Genomic DNA, 13,094 nt, shown 5'->3' on the forward strand with positions numbered 1-13,094 from the left:
ATTTCTGAAAGTGGGCCCACCTGGACTCGAACCAGGGACCACTTGATTATGAGTCAAGTGCTCTAACCAGCTGAGCTATAGGCCCTGAAAATCGACAACCGACTAGCTGTCTGTTTTTCGGATTGCAATGTTACGGAAATGTCCGTAATTGCGCAATAGAAAATGAATGAATTAATAAATTATTTTTATTTTTCCTTTCCACGCTTAAACCCATAGACCAACTTGTCTTTTAAATCACTAGGGAACTTATCCATATCATCAAAACCTAATTTTTCGTCTTTTCCATCTTTTGGGATATAATTGGTTCCGAAAATATAATCCCAAATACTCAATGATATTCCAAAATTGACTCCCGTTTTGGAAGGTATATGCTTGGCATGGTGCCAAATATGCATCTGTGGATTATTGAAGAGATATTTAAAGGGCCAAGCGGAACGCTAATATTGGAGTGATTAAAGTGACCTATTGCCACAGCAAATAAATGTACTAGCAAAAACTCTTGAATACCAAAGTCGATCATGGCAAGTGGATATACTCTATCGTTCTATATACGATGGTTTCCATCCAGTGGAAACGCAAGTGAGCAGCAAAACCCATTTGTTCAACAGAATGGTGCACTTTATGAAATTCCCATAAAGCGGGCACTCTATGGAGTAATCTGTGGACATTCCAATGAATAAAATCTCTTAAGATGAATAGAGTCAGTAATTGTGCCCAAACAGGCCATGTATTGATTTCTATGGCAACAAGATTTTCGATTCCAAATAGGCTTAGAAAATCATTAAATAAATGTACGAAGACATTGGATATGGCATAGTAGCCTACCAGAGAGAATAGAAAAAAATTGAAAAACATATAGAACGCATCAAGCCAGAAATCTTTTCTGATTTTGGGTTGATCCTTTCTCCAGGGCATGATTAATTACAGGGTATAAAAGAATAGCGATATACCTAGTAACCAATATAGATAATTACCCCAATGTAAATTGAAAACTTCATTGCCCACATAGCGGGCATAGTCTTTAAACGAGTTGATAAATATATCAATGTATTCCATTTATCTTATTTGGCTTCTACAACGAAGATAGACTATGAGCTGTTCACAACTCTGTAACCGATATTACATTCAACTACGTCTTCAGAAATAAAAAAGCCTCCAATTGGAGGCCTTCAAATTTATAATGGAATGTTTCCATGTTTTTTCTTTGGAAGTTTGTCCACTTTGTTTTCCAACATTGAAAAAGCTTTAATTAATTTTTTCCTCGTATTCGAAGGAAGGATCACTTCGTCAATATAACCTCTATGAGCTGCTCTATATGGATTGGCAAATTTCTCAGTATACTCTTCTACTTTTTCTGCTAGTTTGGCTTCTTTATCATCTGCAGCTGCAATTTCTTTACGGAAGATGATTTCAGCGGCACCTTTAGCACCCATTACAGCAATTTCAGCAGTTGGCCATGCATAATTCATATCTGCTCCTATGTGTTTGGAATTCATCACATCATAAGCTCCACCATACGCCTTTCTGGTAATTACTGTGACTCTAGGAACAGTGGCTTCACTGAAAGCATACAATAACTTGGCACCATTCGTGATAATCCCGTTCCATTCCTGATCAGTTCCTGGAAGGAAACCAGGTACATCTTCAAATACTAAGAGTGGAATATTGAAACTATCGCAGAAGCGTACAAACCGAGCGGCTTTTTTACTAGCATCATTATCTAAAACCCCAGCTAAAGAGGCAGGTTGATTTCCTACGATTCCTATGCTTCTTCCAGCTAAATGAGCAAAACCCACCACTATATTTTCAGCATAGTTTTTATGAACTTCAAAAAAACTATTATCATCAACTGTTCCTTCAATCACCTCTCTCATGTCATATGGTTGGTTAGGATTGTCGGGAATTATGTCATTTAACGGCGCTCTGGCTTCATCATCCTTAAGATCATAAGGAACTGAAGGTGCTGGGTCTTCACAATTTTGTGGAACGTAACTAAGTAATTTTTTGATGTTATTGATGCATTCCAATTCATTGGCGCAAGAAAAATGAGTTACACCACTTTTAGTACTATGGGTACTAGCCCCTCCTAATTCTTCGGAAGTTACGTTTTCTTGGGTTACTGTTTTTACAACATTTGGACCTGTGACGAACATATAGCTGGTATTCTCAACCATCATGATAAAGTCAGTCATAGCAGGTGAATAAACTGCTCCACCAGCACAAGGTCCCATGATTGCGGAGATTTGCGGAACTACTCCTGAAGCTCTTACATTTCGATAGAATATATCGGCATAACCACCTAAAGAAACAACTCCTTCTTGAATTCTAGCTCCACCTGAGTCATTTAAACCAATTACCGGAGCCCCATTTTTCGTAGCCATCTCCATTATCTTCACTATTTTTTCTGCATGGGTCTCGGATAGCGAGCCTCCAAAAACGGTGAAATCCTGACTAAAAACGTAAGTTAATCTACCTGAAATAGTTCCGTATCCTGTTACCACACCATCTCCCGGGTAGTGTTGTTTTTCTAATCCGAAATCCTTGCATCGGTGCATAACGAATTTGCCAATTTCTTCAAAAGAACCTTCATCCATTAGTAGATCTATTCTTTCTCTGGCTGTCAATTTTCCTTTTTCGTGCTGGGCTTCTATTCTTGCTTCACCACCACCTTTTAAGGCTTGTTTATTTTTTTCTGCAAGCAGTTCGTTTTTCCCTTTGTTTGTCGGTTTAGTATAAACAGGTTTTTCCATATCGTTTTTTCCCATAGTAGTATCCTAGAATTATAATCTTTCAAAGATAGGATAGGGAAGCTGAAAAACGAATTTTTTGAGGCCAAACTGTAAATTTATGGCACAAAAAAGGCCATCCTATTCAGGATAGCCTTTATTACTTGGTTTTAAGCTTTATTATCTATCTACTTTGTTTAAATCTACTATTTGAACCTCTACTCTTCTATTTTCAGCTGGGTTTTTGGTGTCAGCTTTAGTAGATCCGTAACCTTTAGCAATAATTCTTCTTCTCACCACTCCTTTATAGTTGAAGAAATTAACCACTTCAATTGCTCTTTTATTAGATAATTTGCGGTTAAATTCCGGATCGCCTTCTGCAGAGGCATAGCCTGATATTTGAATACCAAGAGCTTCATTCTCTTGAAGATGCTCATAAATCTCCTGTAGGCTTTGTTTATATTTATCGTCAAAATTAGCAGCTCCTACATCAAAATATATTTTATATATTGGCTCCAGCAATGACTTATCATATTTTGCTTCAGGTTTTTGAGTTTTATCTCTTTTCTGCTTTTTAGCTTCTTCTGTTACGTACATGGTAGGAAGTGAATAGATAGTTTCGCCTTCAACTACTCTACTTTTTAAAGTAGTAGTATCGCTTTCATCATAGTAGTATGTTCTGCTAGCTATTTCCATTTCATCTTCATTGGCCTCGAAATTCACATTTTCGATCGGATTTACTGAATACATCAAATCCATCATATAGTTAAAGGCTGCTGTGTCCTCTGCTGCAATTATGGCGTCCATCATGTCATATACGTCCAAACTATCACTCTGAACCAGCATGGCTTCATTGGCTTGCCTTGGTGAATAGGTGCCTTCTTGTTTGGTGTCATAAAAGGCGTTATTCACTGACACTTCCTGTCCCACCACCACATCAAACTGCTTGATCAATTTTAGATTGATTTTTTGATACAGCTCGTAAAAGTAGGTTTGATTGGGTACGTTGATATTCAATGTGTATGGCAAATACCCTTCTGATTCTATGATTAAGTCATAGTTTTTCCCAGGAGGCAAGATAATCAAATAGTTGCCTGTTTTTGGGTCAGGATCGTACACATAGTCCACTTTTGTGTTATTTTCATTATCCACCAACTTTATCTTGGTTGGTACAGGTTGTTCGTCTTCGCCAGCTGTAATTTTACCTTTCAACATGGTTAGTGGGATGTTGGCATATTTCTCAGGCATGTCAAAGATATAAATATCTTGACCTCCATAACCACCTTCTCTGTCAGAAGAGAAGTATCCTTTGCTTCCATCAGCTGATAAGGTGAAATAATTATCGTTTAGTGGCGTATTGATTGGGTAGCCCATATTTTCTGGATTTGTCCATTTTCCCCCTAGCACATTTGTTTTGAAAATATCTCGACCTCCCATGGAATTTGAACCATTTGATGTAAAGTACAAAGTTTTCATATCTGGGTGGATAAATGGAGCATCTTCGTCATACTTGGTATTTACTTCCGGTCCAAGGTTTGCAATATTTCCCCATTTTCCGTTTCCAGTATTTTCAGCAACCCAAATATCCATTCCACCATATCCACCAGGTCGGTTACTGGCAAAATATATTTTCTTACCATCGGGCGTAATTGAACCAGTACTTTCCAAATCTCGTGAATTCAGGCCATCGATTGCTGATGGTTGGCTCCAACCATTTCCTTCTTTTCGCATGATGTATAGATTACCTTTGTTTCCAGACCCGATGAAAACCAACATTTGTTGTCCATCGGGAGATATACCAGCCGTGCCAACATTTTCATCAGTTCGGATTTCTATCTTGTTTGGTTCGCCCCAATCTCCTGAGGATTTATAAGTGATATAAACTTCTTCTGCTGACCTACCGGTTCTTGCGTTTGGTCGTAAAGAGGTAAAAGCCATTACTGACTGGTCTGCTGAGACTACAGGATTGTATTCGGTGAACTCAGAATTGATAGGAGGAGCCATTCTTTGTATATTAATATCTTTTTTCTGCCCCATTAACCGTTTAGCATTCTCTACTTGAGTGAGTTCCAAAAGGACTTCTGATCGGATTTTTGCATCACTTTCTCCAAGGCTTTTCAGATACTGATTGTAATACTTACTTGCTTTTTCTAGCATCAAATTTTTGTGAAAAGCTTGAGCCATATAATAAGAAGCATCTTTTGGTAAATTAGAAAAGTCCACTTGCTTTTCTAAATTATTGAATATTGCAGAAGCTTTTAATTGATCAGATGCATTGGGCATTTTTAAGTATGATACACCCAACATATAATTTACGTAAGGCTCATTGGCTCCTAATTCAACTGCTTCGGATAAAGATTTAATGGCGCCTTCGTAATTTTGAATTTTAAAAAGATTTTCACCTCTATAGATTAGGTCATCTATTTTATTCTGTTGGGCAAAAACCATTGTAGAAATGCTTATGAAGAATAATACAATAAGTGATTTTTTCATAATAATATACTTTATAATTATTTTTGGCTTGATTTAGCTTCGATAATACTCTTTCTCAACGTAATTTAATTATTTACTGTTATTTCAAGAAATATAACCATTTAAAGTGGCATTAGTATTATTGTGCCATAAAGATAATTTTTTTCTTTAAAAATAATACAATCCTTATTTGTGCTTATCGATGGCCCTTAGCCTTTGCAACAAAGGAGGATGTGAGTAATGAAAGAATACGTACAGTTTATGTGGTTTTAAATTGCTTAAACTATCAACTGACAGCTTTTTAAGCGCATCTTGCAAGGCATCCCCATTGTAAGTAATTGCAGCAAATTCATCTGCCTGATATTCATGTTTTCGACTAATGAAATTGGAGAATAAAGACAAAACCAAACTGACAGGGGTGTAGATGATCCCGAACGCTATAAAATTTACAGGAAAGCTCAAGTGTTCAGCTCCCAAGGCCTGGCTTAATTCTGGATTAAAAATCATAAATGACATAATTAACAGCATTGCTCCAGTCTGTAATACCCCGCTTATCATTCCTGAAATTGTGTGTTTCTTTTTATTATGTCCAACTTCATGTGCTAAAATAGCAACTAATTCCTCTTCAGTATGCTTTTCAAGCAGTGTGTCAAACAAGACGATTTTCTTTCTTTTTCCAAATCCTGAAAAAAAGGCATTGGCCTTTGACGATCTTTTGGAACCATCCATAATGTAGATATTGTCAATTGGGAATTCAACGGATTTCCCATATGCCATAATTTTTTCTCTTAACGAGCCCTCTTCAAGTGGAATTAATTTATTGAATAGTGGTAAAATCCAGCTGGTATAGAAAAAATTTGCCCCGATCATGAATACAGTAATCACGATCCAAAATATCCACCAAAATGATTGGCCGATCCATGTGATAAGAAAAACCAGTACACTTAATAGTATACCACCTACTATAATGGTTAATAAGTAACTCTTTAATTTGTCTTTCCAGAATAGGGAAGGGGTCATTTTATTAAAACCGAACTTCTCTTCTATCTTGAAAGTGGAATACCACTGCCATGGAATATTCCATATGTCGTTTAAAACATATATGATACCGAAAAAAGCCAAGGTTTGAGTTATGACCGAGCCAAAATATTGTCTTACATAAGAATCTAAATCCCCAAATATGCCTAAAGCTAGTACTAACAGCATTATTACTAAACTTGAAAAGCCGCTCCACAATCCAAATTTCGTGTTCGCTCGCTGATATTGTATTGCTTTTTGATACTTCTCTTCATCAAAAATATCCTGTAAATCAGCAGGTAATTTAGAATTTGCTTTTTTGTAATTTAGTAAATCAACTATAGTATTTAGCGCATAGTCTAAAACTACCACCAAAAGAATGATCGTAAAGAATTGATCTGAGTTAAAAATCATGAGTTAGATTAAAATTTCGGACAAGGTATTACCAATTTGTCAGCTGGTGGTCTCCTGGGATCAGTAAGTGAGAGCACATAAGTGATAGAGATTTCATGAGCACCGCCACTCCTAATTCCCAAATCAGATAAAGTGTAATCAAAACTATAACCAATAGCCAACTTTTCATAAGAGTAACCCACTAATGCTACTAAAGATTCCGATGCCGAAAATCCAGTTGGAGTATTGAACGGTATTCCTCTATACCAAAGGCCAACAACCATAGGCTCAAGCGTGCTGTAAAGGCCTAGGTCTAATTGTTGAAAACTGCCTTGCATCTTAAACTGAGCTGTAGGACTAATACTTCTTTCATCTCCATTTTTAGTAAATCCTTTTCTGTAACCTGTTGGTAATGGGATTCTGTAACCTAGATGAAATGAATGCTTCATGGGCAGTCGGCTCGCATCTCCTAGAATGGATTGATTCGGTTGATTTAAATGAAATACTGAATAGCCCAACCAAAAATTTTCGGAGTAGAGCACTCCACCAAAAGATAGGTCAAAAAATGTTTTGCTAGGTCCGGCAGAAGTCTCTCCGGTTGGATTTTGAAAACTTTGAGTGTCAGGATCCCATTGATCACCAAAGGTTAAATTTCCAAAATTTAAATTTCTATTATAGACTCCAACTTGAACTCCCGGCCTAAAAGTTAGAGTTTCGGTTAGTCTAAGTTGATATGCATATTGTGCACCCACTGATGTAGATCTAAGTCCAACAATGCCTTCCTCATCTCTGGAGATTATTAGTCCCACACCACTTCTTAATCTGTCAAAATAGTGATCAAAATAGGCAGAGTAGGTGACAAAATTAGCATTAATACTTGGCCATTGGTTTCTGTAGTTGATTCCTGCACGGCTCATTTGAGTATTTCCGGCAAAGGCAGGGTTTAGATATAAGGGTGCCGCATAGAATTGAGAAAACTGCGGGTCCTGTGCTTTTATTTCATTTGAACCAATAAAATAAAAACTCAATAGCAATATTATAAATAAACTTCTTCTTTTTAATTTATTTTGCACAACACAAATTTAAATTCAAAATTTTATCGAAAGATAGGAAATTAGATAGAAAGACAGATATTCAAGATAAAAATTTTATTAAATTCTGTTATAAAATTGAAAAACAGTAAATTGTTCCCTTCTTTATCTATTTATTTTTAAATTTCGATTTAATACTTAAAACGATCTTTTTTTTAAAATCATATATTTATAAAAAAAGAAAATTTATCTGATTTGTTTTACGTTATTCAGGTTAAGGTTATCAACGTCCGATTGTATGAAAAGTAGTTTGCTTAAGTTTGTGTTTGTTTTCTTGCTGTGTAGTACCCAAACAGTGTTTTCTCAAGATTTTTCAGAGTCTTTTTGGTTTTTTGGCAATACAAGTGATGCTGTACAATTTGATAAAAACAGTGGCAGACAAGCCTTACTTATTGAAAACCAAGCCACTCCTTTTGGAAACAATGGTACTGCTGTGGCGACAAATGCTGTAGATGGCCAATTGTTGTTTTATACGGATGGCGCTGTAATTTATGGGAAAAACCATTTGGTTTTGCCAGGAGGAAATGCCATCGGTGCTGATAATTCATTAAGACATCCGGTGACAATTGTACCTTCTAATAATCCAAATGATGACATTTTCTTTGTCTATCTAATTAACTCATCTGGTGATTTACAAGTATTAAGCGTTGATATGGCTCTTGGAGAATTTGGAGAAGCAACTGCTTCTCCTCAAGGTACGGGCTTCTCTAATTTGGCTGAATTTGTTAGTTCTTATAGACTTGGGGATAGTTATTTTCTTGTTTTTCAATCCGATAATAGATTGGAAATGGCACAAGTACAAAATGACGGGAGCTTATTAAGTATTGCTGATCATCAAATCTCAGTAGAATTTAGTTTAACTAATGCGAGCTTAAGAGCTCAAGGGAGTGATACTATACAATTTGCTCTATCATCAAATAATGTAAACGGAAGCCCGAAAAATATTGTATTGTTTGATTTAGATGTATCCGATATTTCAAATCCGACATTTCAAAATGAAAATATTCTGCCAAATACAGGAGCTGTAGGTCAATTAATTACTGATTTGGAATGGTCTATAGGAGGTAGAAATTTATACTACAGCCGCAATAATCTAAATACAGGCGAAGGTCGATTAATTCAGTTAAACCTGGATAGTGCAAGCGCTGAAAACATTTTGAATAGACCTGTTTCTTCGCTTGACGCATTGAAAAATGGACCAGATGGAAATTTGTACTTTTTGTATAATAATGGAGCAGAAGAGTTTTTAAGTAGAATAATAAATGCTGATTCAATTCCTGACTCTCTATCAATTGAATGGAATTTACTTAATGGCAATACCTTTGGTCAAGCACGAAATCTACCAAATATTGCACCTCCAGCACTTTTGGATGGTAATGTTGGCTTTGACTGGTATGCGTCAGCACTTAATCAAACGGTTTGTCAAAACAATCCGGTTTCTTTCTTTGCAGATTACGGAAATTTGGATGATATCACCTCCCTTTCTTGGGATTTTGGAAATGGACAAACCTCCGATGCCATAAGCCCGAATGTTATTTATGAAGATCCTGGGCAGTATAATGTGATCTTGACAATAAATGCAGGTGGCAATTTTTTCATAGATTCTGCAGCTGTTACAGTTAATCAATTTGATTCAGAGGTCCAGCTCCAGGATACCACTGTTTGTGAACTGCCATTAGAAAATTATGGCCCAACTCTTTCCGATGGTTCCCAACCTGATGAAGTGGTTTGGATCAATCCTGACCCAGAGAAATTTACTGATAATGGGGATGGAACAGCTACTTTCCAACAGTCTGGGGTTTATTCTGCAGCGGTTACAGTCGGAAATTGCACCATTACAGCCAGTTTTGAGCTCACTCTTTTTGAAGAGCAGAAACAACTAGCTAATTTTTGGTACTTTGGTGATGGCGCAGGAATTGATTTTAATAATGATGCAGGGCCACTGGCGGTCACAGACGGGAATATTGAGGCATCTGAGGGTTGTACGACCGTTTCTGATGATAATGGCGATTTATTGTTTTATACCAATGGTGATGTGATTTGGGATGCTAATCATCAAATAATGGCGAATGGAACGGATTTAGGTGGTGACCCTGATGCTTCGCAGGGCGTCATTGCTGTTGCTCATGGAGCTGATCCTTCTCTATTTTACTTATTCCTTAATGAAGATGTCAGTTCAGGCACCAATATTTTTTCTTATGCTTTGGTCGATCTGAAATTGAATGAAGGCTCTGGAGATGTTGTTTTAAAAGGCAGAAAGATTTACAGTAGAAGTACTGAGAAAGTGGCTGCACAGGGTATTGAAAATACCAATGTTTTGACCCATGAAATTGGAAGTAATAGCTACAGGCTTTATCCAGTAAATGATCAAGGGATAAATGCAGCTGAATTCATTTCTCAGGGAAGCGATTATTTCTCATCTTCATCAGCTAATGGTTATTTGAAATATGCTGCAGGTGGAGATAAAGTGGCACAGGCCTATAACTCGGGAGGTGCTTTTATTGATTACCTAAGAAGGGATAGCACAGGTAATTGGGAGGAAGCTTTACTTGATGTTAACTTTGGAGGGACGGTATATGGAATTGAATTTTCTCCAAGCGCCAATTTATTGTACGCTACCATAAGCAATGGTCAAAATTCATTGTTACTGCAAATTCCTGTAAATGATGACTACACAATTGACCAAATAGAGAATCCTGATAGTGTAACAGTGGCAGATTTGAATTTTGAAGCTGGGGCTATACAAACAGGACCAAATGGGCAAATATACATCGCAGCAAATAATAGCCCTGATGTATTCACTTTAGGATCTCCTGACCAGAGATTTGATCCTGACAATGGAGCGAATTTGGCATCTGCTTTACAGCCCTTTAATTTGGCAGGAAGAAACAGTAGACTGGGGCTCCCTAACTTTGTTCAAAACTTATCCACCCCAGACCAAGAACCTTCAATTAATGTACTAGCTGGTTGTACCTCTGACCCTATAATTTTACAAGGAGTTGGAAAAACAAGTTTTGATCAGTTTAGCTGGACAATTACTCCTGAAGGAAGTTCAAATAGTGTTTATACGTCCAGCAATCAGAATGACACTTTAGATATTAATTTGGACCCTGGAGTGTATGAAGCGTCATTGAGAATTACCAATCAGTGTGGTTATGACGAACTTTTAGTTGAAAATTTTGAATTGTTTGCTAGTCCTGATGTAAGCAATGTAATAACGCCCAGAACCTTTTGTGGGAACAGTCTTACTTTAGGAGAGGATATCGTAGATGAGCCTGGCCATACCTACTTATGGAGTACTGGCGCAACTACTCAGACTATTGACGTGACTGCAACAGGTAATTATACAGTCACTATCATAAGTGCAAATGGTTGTACCTCTACAGCTGAAATTTTTGTAGGGCCGCCTTACGATGTTGATTTAGGGGGTGACAGAACGATTTGTCAAGATGAGAATCTTAGATTAAATGCTGGGGGTAATGCAAATACGTACCGCTGGTTTGTTGACAATGTGCAGCAGTCAGCTTCTGGACAAAATTTTAATGTGAATACAAGTCTTGCAGGAACATTTTTAATTAGAGTTGAAATCCCAGACCCCTTAGATCCTAGCTGTTTCGCAGTAGATGAAATTGAGGTGGTGGTCAATGAAAATCCTATTATAACATTAGGAAATATAATCAATCCTAGTTGCGGAAATGCAGATGGTTCAATTGAAATTACCAATACATCTGGTGGATCGGGAGACTTTACTATTTCATGGTCAGGTGCAACAGCAGTGCCAGATAATGAAACAAATCCGACTAATTTAGAGGCTGGAACTTATAATCTTACAGTTACTGATAATTTAACCAATTGTAGCGCCACTGAAACGGTGGCTTTGACCAATGACGATTTTAATGTAAATGTAAGTCAAACAACTGATTGCGAGCCAAGCAATCAATCTATTGAAGTAATGCTTTCTACAGGTACAGGTACACTTAACCCCGATTACGTATGGGAGATTGTTGATCAATCTGGAAGTGTTATTCAAAATGGATCATCAGCGATAACGCCTTTTACGGTTGGTGGTCTAAGTGAAGGAAGCTTCAGTATTGAAGTAGTAGATCAAAGTGGAACTGGATGCTTGGGAGTTGCTGATTTTAATATAGTTTTACCTGATTCTGTTGTTTTTAATCCTGATGACAACGTATTTGGATGTGGTTCGGGATATGATTTATATGGATATTTGGAAGGCTTGAACAGCAATGCGACTTTTAGCATTTCTCCTAATCCAGCTGATTCATCAAATGTTTCAGCAGGTACTTATGAAGTAACTGCTACTGAAACCTCGCTCTGTCCATCTACTGCAACAATCAATGTTGAATTAAGTCCGCAAGCTAATATTTTAGATATAGAAAACATTATTAATTGTGAAGGCGGTAGGGAGTTAACCGTTATTTTAGATGGGCAAGATCCTAATGACTTTACTTTTAATTGGAGCAATGGGGCTCAAGGCCAAAGTATAGTGGTAAATCAAACAGGGACTTATTCAGTCACTGTAAATCCTCGCGGAAACATTTCATGTGCGGAAGAAATGTCAATTGATGTTAATGAAAATTATGAGCCTTTGCAGGCCGACTTAGTATCTGAATTGAATTGTGATGACGGTACAATTCTCTTAATTGGAAGTGTCAGTGGAGCAAGTGGAAGCTACAATGTAAGCTTAACTAATGCTCAGGGGGTGAACATTCCGACAATAGATAATTCTCAAAATGAACTGGAATGGAATATAACTGAATCAGGTATCTATACGTTCACAGCAAATGATAATGGCCCTGGAGGATGTGATCCAGTAGTCATCACTAGAGAATTAACAGTGCAAGAAGTTTTTCAACCGGAAATTCAAAGTACTTATTTTATTTGCCCAACGGGCTTGGAATCGGAAAGAACAGTAACCTTAGACCCAGGTTCATTTGGAACTTATAGTTGGACACTTCCCGATGGAAGTACTTCTAGCAGCAGTACAATTATTGCAAATGAGCCAGGCGAATATAGAGTGCTATTAACTGCAGCGGGTTGCGAATATGATGTGACCGCAACAGTATTGGAGGATTGCCAACCAAAAGTTTTTGCGCCAGATGCTATTAGACCTGCTAGTTCTGTTGCTCAAAATAGGGCATTCCGCGTCTTCGCTAATGATTATGTTGGGGAATTTCAAATTATTATTTTCAACAGATGGGGGACTATAGTTTATGAATCAAATGATAAGAATTTTGAATGGGACGCTACTGACTTAAATGGTGCGGAAGTACCACAAGGATTATATGCCTATATTATCAATTTCAGAAGTGTTGAAGGTGATAGTAGAACTTATGAACAAAGGGGTGGAGTGAATGTAGTCAGGTAATACATAGCC

At 37.2% G+C, this 13,094-nt stretch carries 5 protein-coding genes, 1 tRNA gene and 1 pseudogene; 1 reads left to right on the top strand and 6 read right to left on the bottom strand.

Annotated elements, in window-relative coordinates; genetic code table 11:
* Nucleotides 1–11: 11 nt before the first annotated feature.
* The 6 genes and pseudogenes from Q3Y49_RS10535 to Q3Y49_RS10560 all read right to left on the bottom strand — a co-directional run bounded on the left by Q3Y49_RS10535 (nucleotide 12) and on the right by Q3Y49_RS10560 (nucleotide 7,681).
* Nucleotides 12–85 (bottom strand) — tRNA-Ile (locus Q3Y49_RS10535).
* Nucleotides 86–185: 100 nt separating this feature from the next.
* Nucleotides 186–1,056, bottom strand: a pseudogene (locus tag Q3Y49_RS10540) (sterol desaturase family protein).
* 119 nt (nucleotides 1,057–1,175) lie between these two features.
* Nucleotides 1,176–2,765, bottom strand: coding sequence for an acyl-CoA carboxylase subunit beta (locus Q3Y49_RS10545; protein WP_303268115.1), 1,590 nt, complete (start codon nucleotides 2,763–2,765; stop codon nucleotides 1,176–1,178).
* Between the two features lie 141 nt (nucleotides 2,766–2,906).
* A complete protein-coding gene (locus Q3Y49_RS10550) occupies nucleotides 2,907–5,219 on the bottom strand; it encodes an OmpA family protein (protein WP_303268116.1) in 2,313 nt (770 codons plus the stop codon).
* 165 nt (nucleotides 5,220–5,384) lie between these two features.
* On the bottom strand, nucleotides 5,385–6,629 hold the full coding sequence (locus Q3Y49_RS10555) for a M48 family metallopeptidase (protein ID WP_303268117.1): 1,245 nt from the start codon (nucleotides 6,627–6,629) through the stop codon (nucleotides 5,385–5,387).
* Between the two features lie 8 nt (nucleotides 6,630–6,637).
* On the bottom strand, nucleotides 6,638–7,681 hold the full coding sequence (locus tag Q3Y49_RS10560) for a PorP/SprF family type IX secretion system membrane protein (RefSeq protein WP_303268118.1): 1,044 nt from the start codon (nucleotides 7,679–7,681) through the stop codon (nucleotides 6,638–6,640).
* A 256-nt stretch (nucleotides 7,682–7,937) separates the two neighbouring features.
* On the opposite strand from Q3Y49_RS10560, the gene Q3Y49_RS10565 reads away from it, so the two are divergent.
* Nucleotides 7,938–13,085 carry a PKD domain-containing protein gene (locus Q3Y49_RS10565; protein WP_303268119.1) on the top strand — a complete coding sequence of 1,716 codons (5,148 nt, stop codon included), beginning with the start codon at nucleotides 7,938–7,940 and terminating at the stop codon, nucleotides 13,083–13,085.
* The last annotated feature ends 9 nt before the right edge of the window (nucleotides 13,086–13,094 follow it).

Source organism: Marivirga harenae, assembly GCF_030534335.1.
Classification (GTDB): Bacteria; Bacteroidota; Bacteroidia; order Cytophagales; family Cyclobacteriaceae; genus Marivirga; species Marivirga harenae.

Excerpts from the sequence above, each read along its gene's own strand:
- Q3Y49_RS10545 (WP_303268115.1), bottom strand. The coding sequence starts at position 2,765 with ATGGGAAAAAACGATATGGAAAAACCTGTTTATACTAAACCGACAAAC.
- Q3Y49_RS10550 (WP_303268116.1), bottom strand. The coding sequence starts at position 5,219 with ATGAAAAAATCACTTATTGTATTATTCTTCATAAGCATTTCTACAATG.
- Q3Y49_RS10555 (WP_303268117.1), bottom strand. The coding sequence starts at position 6,629 with ATGATTTTTAACTCAGATCAATTCTTTACGATCATTCTTTTGGTGGTA.
- Q3Y49_RS10565 (WP_303268119.1), top strand. The coding sequence starts at position 7,938 with ATGAAAAGTAGTTTGCTTAAGTTTGTGTTTGTTTTCTTGCTGTGTAGT.